At 42.7% G+C, this 16,476-nt stretch carries 23 protein-coding genes; 12 read left to right on the plus strand and 11 right to left on the minus strand.

Going from position 1 to position 16,476, the window contains the following annotated elements; all coding sequences use genetic code 11:
* Nucleotides 1-18: 18 nt before the first annotated feature.
* Genes M3I01_RS13540 through M3I01_RS13555 form a run of 4 tightly spaced genes read right to left on the minus strand, consistent with a single transcriptional unit; the run spans nucleotide 19 to nucleotide 1,120 of the window.
* Nucleotides 19-300 carry a hypothetical protein gene (locus M3I01_RS13540; protein WP_255896417.1) on the minus strand — a complete coding sequence of 94 codons (282 nt, stop codon included), beginning with the start codon at nucleotides 298-300 and terminating at the stop codon, nucleotides 19-21.
* Nucleotides 297-434 carry a hypothetical protein gene (locus M3I01_RS13545; protein ID WP_255896418.1) on the minus strand — a complete coding sequence of 46 codons (138 nt, stop codon included), beginning with the start codon at nucleotides 432-434 and terminating at the stop codon, nucleotides 297-299. Before M3I01_RS13545 ends, M3I01_RS13540 begins: the two co-directional genes overlap by 4 nt.
* A 13-nt stretch (nucleotides 435-447) precedes the next feature.
* A complete protein-coding gene (locus M3I01_RS13550) occupies nucleotides 448-873 on the minus strand; it encodes a phage regulatory CII family protein (protein ID WP_255896419.1) in 426 nt (141 codons plus the stop codon).
* A 37-nt stretch (nucleotides 874-910) separates the two neighbouring features.
* Complete coding sequence (locus tag M3I01_RS13555) at nucleotides 911-1,120, minus strand: Cro/CI family transcriptional regulator (RefSeq protein ID WP_255896420.1); 210 nt, start codon at nucleotides 1,118-1,120, stop codon at nucleotides 911-913.
* Between the two features lie 103 nt (nucleotides 1,121-1,223).
* On the opposite strand from M3I01_RS13555, the gene M3I01_RS13560 reads away from it, so the two are divergent.
* The 8 genes from M3I01_RS13560 (at nucleotide 1,224) to M3I01_RS13595 (ending at nucleotide 4,560) form a co-directional block, all read left to right on the plus strand.
* Entirely contained in the window at nucleotides 1,224-1,877 is a 654-nt protein-coding gene (locus tag M3I01_RS13560) for a LexA family protein (RefSeq protein WP_255896421.1), read from the plus strand.
* A 100-nt stretch (nucleotides 1,878-1,977) separates the two neighbouring features.
* Nucleotides 1,978-2,313 (plus strand): hypothetical protein, encoded by a 336-nt coding sequence (locus M3I01_RS13565; RefSeq protein WP_255896422.1) that lies wholly within the window; start codon nucleotides 1,978-1,980, stop codon nucleotides 2,311-2,313.
* 10 nt (nucleotides 2,314-2,323) lie between these two features.
* Nucleotides 2,324-2,575, plus strand: a complete 252-nt coding sequence (locus M3I01_RS13570) for a helix-turn-helix transcriptional regulator (protein ID WP_255896423.1) — start codon at nucleotides 2,324-2,326, stop codon at nucleotides 2,573-2,575.
* Nucleotides 2,576-2,646: 71 nt separating this feature from the next.
* A complete protein-coding gene (locus M3I01_RS13575) occupies nucleotides 2,647-2,787 on the plus strand; it encodes a hypothetical protein (protein WP_255896424.1) in 141 nt (46 codons plus the stop codon).
* 9 nt (nucleotides 2,788-2,796) lie between these two features.
* A complete protein-coding gene (locus M3I01_RS13580) occupies nucleotides 2,797-3,207 on the plus strand; it encodes a hypothetical protein (protein WP_255896425.1) in 411 nt (136 codons plus the stop codon).
* A 24-nt stretch (nucleotides 3,208-3,231) separates the two neighbouring features.
* Nucleotides 3,232-3,588, plus strand: coding sequence for a hypothetical protein (locus tag M3I01_RS13585; protein WP_255896426.1), 357 nt, complete (start codon nucleotides 3,232-3,234; stop codon nucleotides 3,586-3,588).
* 69 nt (nucleotides 3,589-3,657) lie between these two features.
* Nucleotides 3,658-4,044: a DUF7673 family protein gene (locus M3I01_RS13590; RefSeq protein WP_255896427.1), complete on the plus strand. Its 387-nt coding sequence runs from the start codon at nucleotides 3,658-3,660 to the stop codon at nucleotides 4,042-4,044.
* Nucleotides 4,045-4,077: 33 nt separating this feature from the next.
* Nucleotides 4,078-4,560: a hypothetical protein gene (locus tag M3I01_RS13595; protein ID WP_275565131.1), complete on the plus strand. Its 483-nt coding sequence runs from the start codon at nucleotides 4,078-4,080 to the stop codon at nucleotides 4,558-4,560.
* Between the two features lie 54 nt (nucleotides 4,561-4,614).
* On the opposite strand, the gene M3I01_RS13600 is transcribed toward M3I01_RS13595, so the two are convergent.
* From M3I01_RS13600 to M3I01_RS13615, 4 genes are all read right to left on the minus strand, one after another.
* A complete protein-coding gene (locus M3I01_RS13600) occupies nucleotides 4,615-4,908 on the minus strand; it encodes a hypothetical protein (protein ID WP_255896429.1) in 294 nt (97 codons plus the stop codon).
* A gap of 104 nt (nucleotides 4,909-5,012) precedes the next feature.
* Nucleotides 5,013-6,095 carry a HigA family addiction module antitoxin gene (locus M3I01_RS13605; RefSeq protein ID WP_255896430.1) on the minus strand — a complete coding sequence of 361 codons (1,083 nt, stop codon included), beginning with the start codon at nucleotides 6,093-6,095 and terminating at the stop codon, nucleotides 5,013-5,015.
* Nucleotides 6,085-6,387: a type II toxin-antitoxin system RelE/ParE family toxin gene (locus M3I01_RS13610; RefSeq protein ID WP_255896431.1), complete on the minus strand. Its 303-nt coding sequence runs from the start codon at nucleotides 6,385-6,387 to the stop codon at nucleotides 6,085-6,087. Before M3I01_RS13610 ends, M3I01_RS13605 begins: the two co-directional genes overlap by 11 nt.
* A gap of 138 nt (nucleotides 6,388-6,525) precedes the next feature.
* Nucleotides 6,526-7,698, minus strand: coding sequence for a tyrosine-type recombinase/integrase (locus tag M3I01_RS13615; RefSeq protein ID WP_275565132.1), 1,173 nt, complete (start codon nucleotides 7,696-7,698; stop codon nucleotides 6,526-6,528).
* Nucleotides 7,699-8,260: 562 nt separating this feature from the next.
* On the opposite strand from M3I01_RS13615, the gene M3I01_RS13620 reads away from it, so the two are divergent.
* Together M3I01_RS13620 and M3I01_RS13625 are read left to right on the plus strand one after the other, a co-directional pair.
* Nucleotides 8,261-9,592, plus strand: coding sequence for a magnesium transporter (locus tag M3I01_RS13620; protein ID WP_112136924.1), 1,332 nt, complete (start codon nucleotides 8,261-8,263; stop codon nucleotides 9,590-9,592).
* A 56-nt stretch (nucleotides 9,593-9,648) separates the two neighbouring features.
* Entirely contained in the window at nucleotides 9,649-10,791 is a 1,143-nt protein-coding gene (locus tag M3I01_RS13625; RefSeq protein WP_255896434.1) for a mechanosensitive ion channel family protein, read from the plus strand.
* A 65-nt stretch (nucleotides 10,792-10,856) separates the two neighbouring features.
* Here the strand turns inward: M3I01_RS13625 and M3I01_RS13630 are convergent, their stop codons facing one another.
* Nucleotides 10,857-11,537 carry a phosphoglycolate phosphatase gene (locus tag M3I01_RS13630; RefSeq protein WP_275565133.1) on the minus strand — a complete coding sequence of 227 codons (681 nt, stop codon included), beginning with the start codon at nucleotides 11,535-11,537 and terminating at the stop codon, nucleotides 10,857-10,859.
* Complete coding sequence (gene rpe, locus M3I01_RS13635; protein WP_255896436.1) at nucleotides 11,537-12,208, minus strand: ribulose-phosphate 3-epimerase; 672 nt, start codon at nucleotides 12,206-12,208, stop codon at nucleotides 11,537-11,539. The genes M3I01_RS13630 and rpe overlap by 1 nt, the downstream gene beginning before the upstream one ends.
* An 86-nt stretch (nucleotides 12,209-12,294) precedes the next feature.
* Here rpe and M3I01_RS13640 point away from each other — a divergent pair, with 86 nt between their 5' ends.
* A complete protein-coding gene (locus tag M3I01_RS13640) occupies nucleotides 12,295-13,287 on the plus strand; it encodes a DUF3530 family protein (protein ID WP_255896437.1) in 993 nt (330 codons plus the stop codon).
* A 19-nt stretch (nucleotides 13,288-13,306) separates the two neighbouring features.
* Here the strand turns inward: M3I01_RS13640 and djlA are convergent, their stop codons facing one another.
* Nucleotides 13,307-14,095 carry a co-chaperone DjlA gene (djlA, locus tag M3I01_RS13645; RefSeq protein WP_255896438.1) on the minus strand — a complete coding sequence of 263 codons (789 nt, stop codon included), beginning with the start codon at nucleotides 14,093-14,095 and terminating at the stop codon, nucleotides 13,307-13,309.
* A 128-nt stretch (nucleotides 14,096-14,223) separates the two neighbouring features.
* On the opposite strand from djlA, the gene M3I01_RS13650 reads away from it, so the two are divergent.
* Nucleotides 14,224-16,476 (plus strand): LPS-assembly protein LptD, encoded by a 2,253-nt coding sequence (locus M3I01_RS13650; protein WP_275565134.1) that lies wholly within the window; start codon nucleotides 14,224-14,226, stop codon nucleotides 16,474-16,476.

Here is a 16,476-nt window from a genome sequence, read left to right on the forward strand (position 1 = left end):
TGATCCGCAACATGGCTTTTAGCTGTTCGTATGACAGCTCAAGGGGTGTGATAATTTGCATGTGTCGTCCTCGCGGTTCATGGCGTCTAGTTCCTCACCACTTACTAAGAATTCGGAATGGCCGCACTCAGGGCAGAACTTGGCACCACCCAATAAACCAAACCATCCACCTAAGTGGCTTTTGGTTCCTTTCCAACCGCAATCGATGCAGTCGTAAGGCATGGCCCCGTCTTTTTTGATGGCTTCGAATTGCTGTATTTGCGCTTCACGCGCTTGGTGATTTACCTTTGCTGACATCATAAAAAACCCACTTTGATAAACATCGAAAATTCCACTACGCTGCCAACGATGACAAACACAATGGACGCCGCGGCCAAGGCCATGCGGCGGTTATGTCTTTTTCTGGCTGTTTTTTCCGTGAAATCGAAATGCATACATCACCCCCAACTATCGCCCGTGAGCAATCACGGCCAGACGCGTTCTTTCTAATGAGCCAATGGCTTCATCCACTTCTTTCAATACTTTGGAGCGTTCACGCTCGGTCAATCGATTGTCGGCCAAGGCTTCTTGCACCACGGCGAATACGTCGCCGCACTCTTTGCCTTGGTTGATCATGGCGTCAAGGATAGAAACGGGCGCGTCTTTCAATGTGCTTAAAACAAGCTCGGCTTGCATGGCACGCAACACGACGCCGTTACCGGTTAGGATCGTGATGGCGAATAGCTCATGAACGGTTAATTTATTGAAGGCGTTTTCAGGGTTGACCTTGTTGGTCAATATTTTGCGGCTTATACCGAGCGTGTCGGCTATTTGCCCAGCGTCCATTTCAGACGTATGGACAAGGTCGTGCAGTGCTTTTTGAAAGTGATCCATCTTCATTCTCTCCCCAGACAATGGCATGTTTTTAAAACTAAGCGGTTTGTTTATGCTGACAGCTATACAAAGAAGCATCGTATTTAAGAGCGCCTTCTGTAATTCGCTCTAGCTTCATAGCCTGTTTTTCTGGGATCACATCGCCCCAGCAAGAAACAGTTTGTCTTGCAACACCAAGCTTTCGGGCGATGTCACTCTGGTTTTGTTTTTTTGCTTGAAAAAACGCAATTACATTCTCTTTAAGCATTTTTACTTACCTCGTCTGTATGTATTTACAGACAATAATTGTAAAAAAATACATTGTCAATTTAATTTACCATATTGTTTTGTTTTACAGACGAGCTTCTAAAATGGATATAGGCGAAAGAATCCTAAGAAAACGCACTGAGATGAAGCTAACAGTCAGAGGGTTAGCTAAATTAGTAGAGGCATCGCCTGCTACAGTTTCCCAATGGGAGAACAACAGAACCCTTCCGAACGGGAAAAACCTAAATAATCTCGCCAAGATTTTCAAAACCACACCGACATGGATACTTAACGGCAAGGACTACACCGCTAACATTCCATTATCAAGTAACGTTGCCGAGGCTCCTGCTCAGTACAACACAAAGTCACTTCCAGTACTAAGCCAAGTCCAAGCGGGTGGATGGATGGAAGCCCTCGATTATAGGTCGCTTGGCAACGACATTGAATGGGAAGACGCACCATCCAGAGCAAGCGACAACTCGTTTTGGCTTCGTGTTGTTGGCGACAGCATGACGTCACCCGTTGGAATAAGTATTCCGGAAGGCATGCTTATATTGGTTGATCCAGACATAGCGCCCGAAAATGGAAAGCTAGTCGTCGTCAAACTAGACGGCACAGATGAAGCCACCTTCAAAAAACTCGCTATTGACGCCGGTATGAAATTTCTAAAACCGCTAAACCCCACTTACCCAACTATTCCCATCAATGGAAACTGCCAAATCCTTGGCGTAGTAATAGAAGCCAAATTTAAACTTTAGAATAAAATATTAGAAACTCTTGTCTGCTTATATTGACAAGAGTTTCTAATACCTCTATTGTCCGTTTATACAGACAAGCAAAGACAACAGGGGACACACAATGACAAACCAAGCCACCATCATCAAAGCAATGGGCAATACCAACTTTCTAGACTTCGTTGAATCTCACGATAAAAGCGGCCGTTTAGAAAAAACGTGCGCTGAATTCTTCACGGATTACCACGGCAACGACGCCGCCGCTCAATTAACCACTCTTAATGATCTTCACCTTTTTTCGTTATGGCGCTTCTTTGTTGCCTACATGTTGGGCTTTGCACCATACGGCTTTCAAATGGATATGGCATTCAACTCTGACTGCAAAACACCATGGGAAACAGAAGGCCTGAAAAAGCTAATCACCGAACAACACGAAATCGCCATCAGCCAATTTGCATAAGGAGAACACCATGACACAGCAAGTAAAAAGCGAACTCATCAAAATCAAAGACGTTATGAACATGACGACATTTAGCCGCAACACGGTTTACAAACTGATTGGTAGTGGTGAGTTCCCACGCCAATTGAAAGTAGGTGCGGGCTCTTATTGGAGACGCAAAGAAGTGGAGCAATGGCTAGACGATTTAATGCCAGCAACCGATGAGCAAGTTCAAGTTGCCTCAGAACAAGCAGCGAAAGCCGCTCGAAAGAAAGTTCATTAAAAAAAAGGCCGGTAGGAAATGCAACTTCCCAACCGGCCGAGACAAAACCAACCATTACAAAGGAATCAATTATGTCTAACGCAGATTATAACGTCATCCAACGCACCACGTTAAGCGGTTTCGCTCAATTACCTAGCGACCTCCAAAACCGTTACCTGGCAACCTGCCCTCGCTCGGTTCAAGTTGCTCTTCTTAAACTGGCTAATCAATAAGGAATCATCATGGCAACGAAATCACGTTTTTTATCTGCTGAAATTAACTTGGCCGATACATTCAAAACCACAGCAAACGAGACAATCACCATTCCAGCCATCAACACCGACATTAAAACGGGCGCAAAAACGGCGGGCACGATGGAAATAACTGGCACCGTCTTTTACGGCATGGTGGGCAGTTTACCCCGCAAATTCATCACCCACAAAGACGCCTACAGCCACCCCAAAAAGTACGTTTTAACCGATGCAAAAAACGGTTACCGCGTAGGTTATTTAGAAGCCACCACAAAAAAAACCGCCACACCAGAAGCCGCTCGCGACTTACTTCATGCACTGTTTGAAAAATACGGTAAAGAGCGATTGGAACATGTCTTTCAAAATGCCGATTTACAAGCTGGCCTTGATCCTCAAATTTAAAACAACCCAAAAAAGGAAACCATTATGTCTCAGCATCAAACCAACCAACCGTTAGCAAAAGGCCGCGTATGTTATGCAGCGGAATATTACCCAACAGGCCAAGTTGACCAAAGAAACAAACCCATCATGAAAGCGCGCTTTGCCAACTTGGGCAAAGCCACGCTTTGGCCGAGTGAGCAACCGCATTTGCCACCACAAGTAAGCATCGACCTTGATTCAATGCCGATTGGCTCAAATGGCTCAATCAAATTAATGGTGTTTTGGGATGACCCAACACAAAACCAACAACCCGCACCGCAACATCAACAAGCGCCCCAACATCAACAGCCACCACAACCGCAAAGCTACGGAAGCTGGGGCAACTCACCACCACAACGTTAAACCTAAATTTCAGACACAAAAAAAGCCGCCAATCACGGCGGCTTTCTTTTATCAACGGGAGTACAGATCATGAAACAACAATTCACAACGATGGACCCTGAATTTCGCGCGGCGATTGAAGAGCAACAACAGGCCTACAACAAGGCGGCAATTAAAAGCCAAACCGGTGAAGCTGAATACAAAGAGGCTATCTTGCGCTTATTGAAACTGTCGCAAAGTGACAGCAGCGCGGGCGAAGTCGCCGCGCAAATTTTGCTTTCTACTTACAACAGTTACAACTGGCACGCGCCGCTGGCGTGGTTTTGTCACCTCGACGCGCTTAACTTTGATGCCGCCATAACAGTCATCAAAGGCCGCTGGTCATTGCACGCCGAACCGCACAACGTCATCCAAAACGGCCACGCGATTTTTGAAGACTTGAAAAAACGCTGGCCTAACTTACCAACGCAAGGCTAATGACATTTTTTATCAATCAGGGGAGCAAACACCATGAACATACAACAGGCTGAAATTCTAATTAACCGCGTACAAGCAATGCAATCTGCACCAGAAAACACAAACAATGAATGGCTTTTTTCTTGGTTTACACCAAAAAAAGATTTCCATTTATCAAAAGACAATGCCGCCGAAGAAATGAACAAAATATGGTGCAAATTCCGCGCATACTGCAAGAAAAATGACATACATTACCAAGGCTTTCGCTATATTACATTTGGTAGGACTGGAAGCTATCCAGTTCTTGTAACCGCCTTTTTCTCACAAAAAAAATCAATAGAGGCAATAAGCAAAGCGCTACCTCTAAAACTTAAAAACAATGGCTTCCAGCTAATCACCCAGACCCCGTCAACCAACACAGGCGCACTGCAATACATCGAAAAGTATCTTTCTAAATCACACCCGCAAACAGCATTAAAGTTTTTTGATAAAAACTCAAACGACAGAATAGCCAACTCCCTCAACCCGCTTCAATGACCTTCTCTAACCACAAAAAAGCCGCCAATCACGGCGGCTTTTTTGTGTCTGAAATTAACTTTTACATGTAAGCTTTTTATTAATATTTCTAGCAACAAAATTCATACTCATTCCCTTAAAGAAAGGATGCCATAGATTTGGCGCTATAAAGTAAAATCGATTACCTGTTTCCCATACGAGACAAACTTCTCCCGCCAATCCAGCATCTCTTGCATACAATTGAAGCGAATCTCTCAGTTCGTTTTGTTTTGTATTAGACATATTACTCAGAGAACTCGACACTGGGATTATAATCATATCCTGCCCCTGCTCTCTAATATGTGCAACCTCATATGTAGTACTTGGCATAACTTAACTCCCTATAAATTATTTTTTATTAAAAAATCGCCCGACTCTCTTTTCACCATAACATGCACTTGAGCACTATTCTGTCACTAATAAGTAGTTCCGATTCACTTCTCCCACTTATAACGAACTCTACAATGATGTTCTTGATATGTTAAATAACCCTTACGCTGGAGCCTTCCAGTTACTATTCCTGGATGAACCCCCTGCTTTTCAGCAAACTCTACAATATCATCTATACAAATAAGCCCTTTGGCTAAGAAAGAATCAAAAGCCACACTCGGCATTAATGTTTCTTGAGAAAATTCATCTGCTTCATCCTCTTGTTTTCTATATTCTTCGCTAACTCCACCTTCTAAAAAGGTAAGCCTTTTATCATGCAAAAGAATATGGGCGATTTCATGAAACAAGCTAAACCAAAAAATATCAGCCCATCCGCCCCTCATTGACATCATTACCACTGGAGTCCTTTTGTCATGCCAAAAAGTTGCCCCCGTTATATATGTCTTTGGATAGTGAGGAATAGCTACAAATAACACTCCACACGAATTCAGATATTCTCTAATCTTTCTTAGTATTTCATTCGGATCACTCAAAAGGCTCAGGGCGCGAACATCTGGTATAACACCGAGCAATTCTGCTTTATTAAATCCCCCAACCTTTTGCTTTAATGCGATATCCGTTCCTGTTTTCAGCCATGCAGCTATCGCTTCTTGGCTAGCTGACTCCTTTTCTAATGCTCGAAAAGCTGGCTCATATTCCTTTACAGACTTTATACTTAACAAAGAAGCAACACCGAAGAATTTTCTAAGGTTCTGAACTTTTTGTATAGCGCTTCTTGTTTTTTCAACTACTCCACGCTTACTCATCTCTAAGTACGGATAGCGTTCTAACAAACTAACTTCTTGCTCTATTTCCTTCTTTTCTTTTTGTTTTGCTAACGCGAGTCTATAAATCGACTCCATATTAGTCCAAAACTGGGCTGACACACCGAGCACTTTCTCAAGTTGAAGCGCGGTTTCCGGTGTAATAGCTTTATCACCTTTGATTATTTCGTTAATTGCCTGATATGGACGCCCCATTCTATTAGCTAAATCAACCTGACTTATTTCCATATCTTCCAGCACTTCGCCCAGATAACTACCTGGTGGAACAGCCAAATCTGAATTGATTTTTTGTTCAGCCATCATAATGCTTACTCACTTCCTCAATATTAGCAATTTGCAATTCATCCCCATCAAGAGTAAATATAAGCCTCATATACCCTGTGAGATTAATAGCGTATTGCCCTTCTCTATTTCCACTTAGTTCATGACACCTGATCACTGGCAGACGTTTCAATTCATCAATGCTACTTGTAGATTTGATAATATTGATTCTACTAATGTACTTCTCAGCTACAATGTCACCGAACTCTCTAACTCCCTTTGAGTGCGTTTCATAACACTTTTGAAGTTTATTTTTTTTAAATGTTACTTCCACACCGTTTCCTTAACGAATGGTGGCCTATTCACCTTATGGGTGAATACTAGTCACTTTGAATAAATTTGTCGATCACTATTTTGTGTATTTTTCCAGCATATAACAGCCAAAGCACCGAAAAAAATCAAACACTTTAGACTAGCAAATAACTCCCACCCCAACCAAAAAATCAGACCAATCTTGCATCATTTTCCTACGCTCTGGCATGTATTCGGCGTGGTTATAGGCGCGGCGCTGACCTTTTCTTTCCATGTGCGAAAGCTGCCTTTCGATTATGTCTTCTCGATAGCCCATTTCATTCAACATAGTGGATGCGGTACTTCTGAAACCGTGACCACTAAAGTCACCCTGATAACCTAGCCTTTCAATGACTCTGTTTATCGTAGTGTTACTCATTGGCCGTGATGAATCCCGTGCATTTGGAAACATGAGTTCATGACCACCGTTGTATTTTCTCAGTTCGTTTATTAACTCTATAACTGCAGGCGATAGAGGCACAACATGCTTAGTAGACATTTTCATAATATCGGCAGGTAAGATAATCGCATCGCCTTCGATATAAGACCACTTTAAAAACCTTAGCTCTTTCGTTCGGATGAACGTGTGCGCCATTATTTTGATTGCAATTAATGTGGTTGGAAAACCTTTGTACAGAGACAGCTTTTCAAAAAACTCTACGAGCTGTGGCTTTTCAAGCGGTGGATTATGTCGAACTTTAGGACGTTTGATCACACCCGCTAAAAATATGGTTGGGTCGGCTTCAACCATTAGCCTAGCCCCTGCATACCTAAACACCTGGCTAATAAAAAGCCGCGCCAGTATGGCTATAGTTGGAGCACCTCTGCTTTCTATGGATTCTAGTATTTTTAAAAGATAAGGTGCGGTTATTCGAGATATCGGCATATCACCAATGGCTGGGTAAACATCCTTCTCCATAATCACTTCAAACTGTTTGGCATAGTTGTCGCTGAGGTCGTCTTTTTTCTTCAAAAAAAACTGCTCACTAACTGCATAAAATGTACTTGAGTCTTCACGCTTTTGTCGCATTTCATCGGCTTTTTTTTCTATGTTCGGATCAAGTCCAATCGCTATTTGTGCGGCAGCTTTATCTCGTTCGCGGCGAGCATGGTAAAGGCTCACCATTGGATATTCACCGATAGTAAAAAAGCTGTCCTTACCTTTTAACTTATACCGCATCCGCCAGAATTTTTTACCCGTCGCCATAATTTGTAGATACAAGCGGTCACCATCTAAGACCTTATAAGGCTTTTCCTTTGGTTTAAGCGACTTTATTTTTAAATCAGTGAGCATAAAGGGGTAACGCCTTTTTATATTTCGTTACCCCTGATATTACCCCTACCCCCTCACGCTTTCCACAAACAAAAGAAAACAGGAAAAAACAACAAAAGGCTTATATATCAAAGAGTGACAAACAGAAAAGAACAGACGAGAACTAGAAAATATGGGGATGGTTATTATCGATCATCAGAAGCATAAAAAAAGGCGCGCCTATAAAGTAATATCAACCTACATAAAGGAGCTATTATCCGCAAAAAATCAACACAAAAAACAGATATACTTACATTAAATAAGAGCCAAATGTTTAAAATGCGCCAAATTCTACACTGTCATGAACACCCTGTCTTGCTTAGATCTAAAGATCAAAACGTGTCATACCATACTCATTATCCAGCATGACCAATTACCAATATCCAAAATCGATACAATTTTTTATCAAAATCACTCAATTATTAGCAAGCGTATAAATAATACCTTATAAAAACAAAGCCTTGTTTGATAAACAAGCTGTTGTACCGCACACTAGATAGCATGCTATCTTTACCCTCAACTTTCAGTGTTTTAAGGATTCTCTGTGCATAGTCAAGTTGCCGACCTCATCGAAACCCTCATTCATGACGAACATTCACCAGAGTCCGTCAACAAGGCCATTTCAGAGCTCACGCCAGACGATGTGGCCTTAGCACTTGAATCCATTCCGCTTGCTCAGCGTAAACAAGCATGGGCAAATATCAAGCAAGCCAATCGCCTTGATATCTTAGTTGAGATGCGTGGAGAGTCTCGCCAGCTGCTTTTAAAAGGGCTGGACGACGCAGAGATTGAAGCCCTATTCACCGATGTGGACGCCGAAGATCTACTCGAAATAACAGACTCGTTACCGGATCGTCTCGTCGACATTGCCCTAAAACAAATGGACAACAAACAACGTGAATATTACCAACAAGGTATTGTTTACGACGACGATGTTGTTGGCCGCTGGATCGACCATGAACTTTTAATAGCGTCTCAATCTATTCGCGTATCTGAGGCCTTAAGATTGCTGAAAAAAAGCACTCCAAGCTACACCGACATGGTGTATTTAGTAAATAGAACCGGCCGCTGGGTTGGCTGCGTAAAGTTCGACCTACTGTTTAAAGCGCAAGGGCACGAACCTATTTCCAGCTTAATTGATGAAGAGTGCTCTTTCATTCATGCAAATACAGAACTAACCAAAGCAGCAGAACAACTAGAGCGATCCAATTTATCCGCTCTTCCTATTGTAGACGACAACCATATTTTATTAGGCCGATTCCATGCCGGACTCGCGATGGAAACATGGCGTCTAGAGCATGAAGCTCAACAAATGGCAACGGCAGGTCTAAACGAAGAATCTGACTTGTTCGCGCCAGTGAAACGCAGTGCCGCGACGCGTGGCATTTGGCTCGGCATTAATCTGCTGACAGCATTTCTAGCGTCCGCTTTTATTGGATTATTTGAAGCCACTCTGCAACAAGTCGTTGCTTTGGCCGTGCTTATGCCCGTTGTTGCCTCCATGGGCGGCATTGCCGGTAGTCAAACACTGACCTTAATTGTTCGAGGATTGGCATTGGGGCAGATCACTCGCAGCAACTTAAAGTCTCTTTTGTCCAAAGAGTTAAAAGTAGGCGGCTTGAACGGTATTTTGTGGTCTATTGTGATAGGCGTTGTCACGCTTTGGTGGTTCGAAAGCCCAATGCTTGGCCTAGTCATCGGTCTGGCTATTATTGTTAATATAGTAATGGCCGCTCTTTCTGGTGTGCTAATCCCAGTTCTCTTGGATAAATTACGCATTGATCCCGCGCTGTCTGGTTCTGTTATTTTAACAACCGTAACGGACATCGCTGGTTTCGTGGCCTTCTTAGGGCTTGGTACTTTATTGCTGATTTAAAAAGTTCCTCTTGTATAAAACGACATTCATCAACAAAACGAAGAGATAAAAGCACAATGAATTGGGAAACGATGCAGGTATATTTAGGCCTTGGTGATACAAAAATGCACTGGGTAGTCCGAGTTTTTTTGGTTGTACTCAGCACACTTATAGCCAATTTCATTGCTACTCGCATTTTAACTCGTATAGACAAGCAACTCGAGAAAACCAAAACACCTTGGGATAACGTCCTGATTCACGCAGCCCAAAAGCCCATCGGTGTTTTTATATGGCTAGCGGGGGTAACGATTGCCGCTGAAATATCTGGCACTGAAATCGATTCTAAATTCTCTTCACTTATCCACTCTATTCGTGAAGTAGGTGTCATCATTATCCTAACCTGGTTTGTTTTGCGCTGCATATCAGAAAGCGAAAAAACCCTAACCAACTCCAGCAAAATCACCACCAATGTGGATTACACAACGGCCAGCGCAATCAGTAAACTATTACGAGCATCCGTTGTCATCACTTCCGCTCTTGTTGTACTTCAAACGCTTGGCTTTAGCATTTCTGGGGTATTAGCTTTCGGTGGCATTGGTGGGATCGCGGTAGGTTTTGCCGCCAAAGACTTACTCGCTAATTTTTTTGGTGGATTAATGGTGTATTTAGATAGACCTTTTGCCATTGGGGATTGGATCCGTTCTCCAGACCAAAATATAGAAGGCACCGTCGAACACATCGGCTGGAGACAAACACGTATCCGCACTTTCGAAAAGCGCCCTTTGTATGTGCCAAATTCAACGTTTTCATTAATCTCTGTCGAAAACCCATCGCGTATGACACATCGTCGTCTCAATGAAGCCATCGGTGTACGCTATACAGATTTTAATGTGTTACCAACCATTTTGGCCGACATCAAAGACATGATCTCGAAACATGAAGACATTGATTCCGATCAAACCTATATGGTGAATTTTAATCAGTTTGGCCCTTCTTCTTTGGACTTCTTTATTTACGCCTATACTAAAACCGTAGATTGGCGAACGTTTCACAACGTAAAGGAAGATGTATTATTTAAGGCAATGAAAATCATTGAATCTCATAATGCTGAAGTCGCCTTCCCAACCCACACGGTGCATATGGCAAATAACAGCAAAATAGCATCAATATCGGAGCAAGAAGGTTCCTTTGAACAGGCCTCGACGACCTCATCAAATTAAGTTTTACACAAAAAAAAGCCAAGCGATTTTTCGCTTGGCTTTTTGACTTTATTACAATAAAAAAATCAAACGAGCAGCTCGGCTAAATCATCGATAATGGCATCAGCGCCTAACGCAGCAAGATCAATACCTTGATGATAACCGTATGTCACCAAAGCACATTTAAACCCGGCATTATTTGCCGCTTTAAAATCGGTAATAGAATCACCAATCATCAAACATTTTTCAGGCAAGGCTTCGATCGACTCACTGCAATGCAATAAAGGCATAGCCGATGGTTTTTTCTCTTCCAAGGTGTCACCACCTAATAACCAGCCAAACTGCTCCGTTAATTCAAAATAATCCATCATTGGCTTAACGAAAACACTTGGCTTATTGGTAATTAAAGCAATCGGAACACCGTGATGTTTAAACGCCTTCAATAGCGCCTTCACATTAGGATAAAGCGTTGTTTTATCGGTTAAGTGAGCACGATAGTGCATCAGGAAAATACGATACGCCTCTTCATGTTTGCTCGAATCAATACTCGCCCACTCTAGTGCTTGATCAATCAACTTAGCAGAACCAAAACCAACCCAAGCCCGTACTTGCTCTTCACCGGCCAAAGCCGCGCCAAACTCAGCCAAAAAAGCATCAACGGCATTGGCGATATCAGGGACGCTGTCCACCAAGGTGCCATCAAGATCAAGGCAAACTAATTCAGGCCAACCGTCAAACCACGCTGAAAAATATTTAGGTGTTTTCATTAACGAACACTCGCCAATTCTTTACGCATAGCGTCAATCACCATTTTATAATCCGTTTTTCCAAAAATAGCCGATCCAGCCACAAAGGTATCCGCACCAGCACGTGCTATTTCTGCAATATTCTTTTCACTCACGCCACCATCCACTTCAAGACGAATGTCGTAGCCGCTTGCGTCAATCAAAGCACGAGCTTCACGCAGTTTATCCAAGGTACTAGGAATAAAAGATTGGCCACCAAACCCTGGGTTAACGGACATCAACAGAACCATGTCAACTTTATCCATTACATGTTTTAAATAATGCAAAGGTGTCGCAGGATTAAATACCAACCCTGCTTTACAACCACCTTCTCGAATCATCTGCAAAGATCGATCGATGTGTTCGCTTGCCTCTGGATGAAAGGTAATAATAGACGCACCCGCTTCAATAAAGTCACCAATCATACGGTCCACTGGTTTCACCATCAGATGCACGTCAATGTCAGCGGTGACGCCATGTTTACGTAGTGCTTTACACACCATAGGACCAATCGTTAAATTGGGAACATAATGATTATCCATCACATCAAAGTGTATGATATCGGCTCCAGCTTCCAGTACATTGTCTACCTCTTCGCCTAATCGAGCGAAATCGGCGGAAAGGATCGAAGGGGCAATGATAAAATCATTCATATCTGACTCCAGCAGTGACACAATAAAAAAATAGTTAAAACTTAAATCGCATTTTAACAAGACACCCAAAAGAAGTATTGAAAACAATGAAGAAAAATAATGCCCTGCTCAATATTATCATCGTACTTCTTTCCTTAAATACAAGCGCCACCCTTTGGGCGGAAGAACCAAAAGCTACACCGGATAACAATACCGCGACCACGCCAACACCGGAAACTAACTCAGCGGACAAGAAAGATTACATCACTCCCGCACCGCAAACATCTCGCATTGAGGCCTTAAAAGCCTCGCTGAGCATAAGGCGCCTCGGCCACCAAATTCAGCCATTGGAGGCCAATGGCGAGCCTTTTCTTACTCTATATAGGCCATCCATTACCAGTTCAACGCAAGGCTGTATCATCATGCTACATTCAGACAATGAACACCCTGACTGGCCAGACGCTATCGCGCCATTGCGTAACGCCTTGCCAGCACACAGCTGGTGTACCTTGTCTATCGAAGTACCAGACATTATCAAACGCGCTGCGCCTGTTAAAACAGAAGCGCCAACTACAGAGAATAATCAACAACCAATCGAACCACCAAATCAAACCGAGGTGTTCGCTCGAATCCAAGCAACCATTAACAAAGCGAAAACAGAAAATATCGAAAGGTTTGTCTTTCTTGGCTATAAAACAGGTGCAAGCTACGCTCTTAGCTTTCTAGCCAATAACCAAGCATCTGGCGAAGCCTTAGTTCTTATCGACATAGATGCACCACCAAACCTATCAAACTATGAAATGGCACAACAAATACGTCGAGTCTCACAACCTATTTTAGATTATTATGTCAACAACAATGCGGGAAGCGACCAGTTTGCCACTTGGCGAAAACAAGCGGCAAACCAAAGAACAGCGAACAGAAGCGGTTACATACAATTAGACGCATTGCCCGACAGAGCCACAGGAAAAGACAGCAAACAACTGCTAATCCAACGCGTTCGTGGTTTTTTAAAACAAAACACCCGCCAAATACTTCAGAAAAAACCGTTACCCAGGGTAAAAAAAGGGCTCTTCTATGAAAGCCCCATCAACACATAAAAACGCTATTAGGATCTATTTACTTACGAGCATTCTTAATCAGCTCATAAGCAGACTGAATTTCCTGAGTTCGCTCTTTCGCTAACTCTATCATTTCTTTTGGTAGCCCTTGCGCACTCAATTTGTCCGGATGATTCTTACTCATCAAACGACGATATGCCTTTTTAATATCCGCATCATTCATATCGGACGTCACCCCCAACGCTTCGTAAGCCGCCTTAAGTAAATCTTTAGATCCCATATTGCCAGAAGAAGAATAACCCTGTCTAAAGTGCGCTTGTTGCTTAACTTGAATATGCAGTGCTTCAAACTCAGCCACCGAAATACCAAGATGCGCGCAAACTTGAGAAACAAACGATTTTTCTTCTACGCTAAAATGACCGTCGGCGTAAGCAGATACAAGCAAAACTTCTAACAACGTCCTCGTCAGATCCCCAGGACCAACAATTTGTTTAAAATTTTCTAAAACCGAAACAAGGTCAAAATTTGCCGACTTTCCCTCATTAAATAACTGTCTAGCTTGATCCTGAGCCTCTGGCGACAGTCGCAGGCGCTGCATAACCGATTGGGCCAATTGAATTTCAGCTTCAGATACTTGCCCATCAGATTTAGCCAAACGCCCCATTAAAAGAAATAATGTGCGAAAAAAAGTCTCTTGCTGTAGACGCACATCCGCACGACTTCGAATACGGCTAAAAGCACCGCCTGTCTGCGCTCTATCGACCACACCACCTACGATAAAGCCTAGTAAGCCGCCTAAAAAACCAGCCAATATATAACCCAAAATTGCGCAAACAATTTTCCACATAAAGATATTTCTCCAGAATCGGTAGCCCCTATGGGCCTGCTTAGATTATCATTTGTCTCATAACGTGGAACCGCCTATGGGCAGCATCCGATTTCGGACAATAAACTTTGATGGCAAGTATACCCTGCATGGTTAAGCATTTACGCACCTACGCCTTATTTTTTCAAAGTCTTTTCATATTGCCACTTGCACAAGCTCAAGTGGACCAATGGGATTGGGCTCCAAAAGAATCCTTGACGGCCGAGCAACAAAAACAGCTCGGTCGCTATTGTCAGGGATCCTATATTAATAGCTGGCAAGCAACAGACATTACAGGCACCAATCTATCGGCTGATCTTATTGTCCGTGACAAGAACGGTGTTATTCATCTTGAAGGTGCCGCTGAAATAAAGCAGCCCCAAACCTCTTTATCAGCCGATAAGATAGAAGGTGTCCCCGATGAATACTACCACGCCAGTGGAAACGTCATTTTACGTAGTGATAGTCAGCTAATTCGTAGCTCAAGTGGCTATATTGACAATAGTGGTAAATCACCGACAGCGTTTAACGACGCTAAATTTCTTAATCACAAATCTGGCGCTCGTGGAGAAGCAAAATTACTCTCTCGATCACAAGATGGCGTAGTATTCATAGAAGAAGGCTTTTTTACAACATGTGAACCAAATAATGAAAGCTGGAAATTATACGGTAGCTCGATTGAACTGAACCCTAACAGCGGCTTCGGTACTGCAAAACATGTACAAATACGTATTGCAGATCTGCCTATTTTCTACTTCCCTTGGTTACGCTTTCCCTTAGATGAGCGTCGTCAAACTGGCTTCTTGTTCCCTAGCTTTGGTTTTTCTGGATCGGACGGTCTAAACATTTCAGCACCGTTTTATTGGAATATCGCCCAGAACTACGACGCGACGATCACGCCGCAATACATCCAAGAAAAAGGCGCAGGGATCGACTTAGAGCTTCGACATTTAAGCCCTTACGGACAAACGACATACGAGCAATCTTCTTTTTCAGACAACGATGAAGGCGAACAAACGTTAATAAAACTAACGTCTACTCAAAAGTTTAATCAACACTTCAGCGCAGGGCTAACCGCCGAAGGTAATCCGACAGAGGACAAATACCCAGAGGCAAACAGCACGTCAATTGGTGAAAAAGACAACTATGAACGCAGCGCTTACTTTGGCTTCAATAATGGCAACTTTCTCAATAAAATTACGTATTTAACCTACCAAACTCCAGACACTGCAAATGATAAACCGTTCGAATGGCTGCCACGTCTAAGCAGCTCCTATCGTATCGCAAGCTCTTATTTAGATTACAAAATTAACGCTCAATACACAGATTTTTACGATCCTGCTGAAGATAATTTTGATGGCCAACGAACGGCTATCAATCAAGACGCAGAACTTAGTTTCAGTAATGCGTGGGGAAGCTTAAGCCCTGGCGTTTTAGTTCAGTATCGTGACTATAGCCTTCACAACTATACGACAGATTCAGAAAGTGATACTTCTATTACCCATCTCACCAGTTATATTGATTCATCGATACAGCTAGAACGTCGCTTAATCCTCAATGGTGACTCATGGCGTCAAACATTAGAGCCTCGTTTAAGTTACTTACATTCGCCGTTTAAAGACCAAGATATTATTCCAAATTTTGATGCCAGTAACACGACAACGACCTATTCACAGGCATTTAGTCACACTCGCTTCGGTGGAAATGATCGAATTGGCGACACAGAACAAATTACCCTTGGTGTAGAAAGTCGTCTGTATGATGCAAGCAATAGTGAAAGATGGGCATTTAAGGCAGGACAGATCTTCTATTTAGAAGACCGCTATGTTGGGATTAATAATGACACAGATAAAAATACGGCTGTTGACGACTCAAAACGAAGTGATCTGCTAACATCCGCAAGCTACAATGGTAATCGTTACAGCCTAACAGGTAATTTGAATTACAACCTAGACGATAGCGAAGTAAACTTAGTCCAACTGGTCGCAACATTAGAACCTGTTGATGATATAAAAATTAACCTAAGTTATTTGTACACGATCAACAATTCAGATTCAGATGACGATGCAAAACAAGCCAGTATTGGAAGTATTTTTCCACTCAACCAAAACTGGTCCATGTTTACTCAATATACCTATGATTTCTTGAAACAAGATTCCATCAAAGAAATCGCTGGTTTAGGCTATGAAAACTGCTGTATCAAGGTCTCATTAAGCTATCAAGATTGGCTCAATGATGACGAAAAATTTGATAGAGGCGTCTTTTTACAATTCACGTTACGTGGTTTAAGTACTGCTGGCAGCGCTAACAGCGAATCCAGTGTTGCTGACACCTACTGGAACCAAGGACAAGTTGGATATTAA

This window comes from Marinomonas maritima (genome assembly GCF_024435075.2).
Classification (GTDB): domain Bacteria; phylum Pseudomonadota; class Gammaproteobacteria; order Pseudomonadales; family Marinomonadaceae; genus Marinomonas; species Marinomonas maritima.

What these genes read in the sequence shown, in the direction of transcription:
- M3I01_RS13540 (WP_255896417.1), bottom strand. Translation starts at nt 300, where the DNA reads ATGATGTCAGCAAAGGTAAATCACCAAGCGCGTGAAGCGCAAATACAG.
- rpe (WP_255896436.1), bottom strand. Translation starts at nt 12,208, where the DNA reads ATGAATGATTTTATCATTGCCCCTTCGATCCTTTCCGCCGATTTCGCT.
- M3I01_RS13585 (WP_255896426.1), top strand. Translation starts at nt 3,232, where the DNA reads ATGTCTCAGCATCAAACCAACCAACCGTTAGCAAAAGGCCGCGTATGT.
- M3I01_RS13560 (WP_255896421.1), top strand. Translation starts at nt 1,224, where the DNA reads ATGGATATAGGCGAAAGAATCCTAAGAAAACGCACTGAGATGAAGCTA.
- M3I01_RS13595 (WP_275565131.1), top strand. Translation starts at nt 4,078, where the DNA reads ATGAACATACAACAGGCTGAAATTCTAATTAACCGCGTACAAGCAATG.
- M3I01_RS13545 (WP_255896418.1), bottom strand. Translation starts at nt 434, where the DNA reads ATGCATTTCGATTTCACGGAAAAAACAGCCAGAAAAAGACATAACCGC.
- M3I01_RS13605 (WP_255896430.1), bottom strand. Translation starts at nt 6,095, where the DNA reads ATGATGGCTGAACAAAAAATCAATTCAGATTTGGCTGTTCCACCAGGT.
- djlA (WP_255896438.1), bottom strand. Translation starts at nt 14,095, where the DNA reads ATGTGGAAAATTGTTTGCGCAATTTTGGGTTATATATTGGCTGGTTTT.
- M3I01_RS13650 (WP_275565134.1), top strand. Translation starts at nt 14,224, where the DNA reads ATGGTTAAGCATTTACGCACCTACGCCTTATTTTTTCAAAGTCTTTTC.
- M3I01_RS13640 (WP_255896437.1), top strand. Translation starts at nt 12,295, where the DNA reads ATGAAGAAAAATAATGCCCTGCTCAATATTATCATCGTACTTCTTTCC.
- M3I01_RS13590 (WP_255896427.1), top strand. Translation starts at nt 3,658, where the DNA reads ATGAAACAACAATTCACAACGATGGACCCTGAATTTCGCGCGGCGATT.
- M3I01_RS13600 (WP_255896429.1), bottom strand. Translation starts at nt 4,908, where the DNA reads ATGCCAAGTACTACATATGAGGTTGCACATATTAGAGAGCAGGGGCAG.
- M3I01_RS13630 (WP_275565133.1), bottom strand. Translation starts at nt 11,537, where the DNA reads ATGAAAACACCTAAATATTTTTCAGCGTGGTTTGACGGTTGGCCTGAA.
- M3I01_RS13550 (WP_255896419.1), bottom strand. Translation starts at nt 873, where the DNA reads ATGGATCACTTTCAAAAAGCACTGCACGACCTTGTCCATACGTCTGAA.
- M3I01_RS13565 (WP_255896422.1), top strand. Translation starts at nt 1,978, where the DNA reads ATGACAAACCAAGCCACCATCATCAAAGCAATGGGCAATACCAACTTT.
- M3I01_RS13555 (WP_255896420.1), bottom strand. Translation starts at nt 1,120, where the DNA reads ATGCTTAAAGAGAATGTAATTGCGTTTTTTCAAGCAAAAAAACAAAAC.
- M3I01_RS13575 (WP_255896424.1), top strand. Translation starts at nt 2,647, where the DNA reads ATGTCTAACGCAGATTATAACGTCATCCAACGCACCACGTTAAGCGGT.
- M3I01_RS13570 (WP_255896423.1), top strand. Translation starts at nt 2,324, where the DNA reads ATGACACAGCAAGTAAAAAGCGAACTCATCAAAATCAAAGACGTTATG.
- M3I01_RS13580 (WP_255896425.1), top strand. Translation starts at nt 2,797, where the DNA reads ATGGCAACGAAATCACGTTTTTTATCTGCTGAAATTAACTTGGCCGAT.
- M3I01_RS13615 (WP_275565132.1), bottom strand. Translation starts at nt 7,698, where the DNA reads ATGCTCACTGATTTAAAAATAAAGTCGCTTAAACCAAAGGAAAAGCCT.
- M3I01_RS13625 (WP_255896434.1), top strand. Translation starts at nt 9,649, where the DNA reads ATGAATTGGGAAACGATGCAGGTATATTTAGGCCTTGGTGATACAAAA.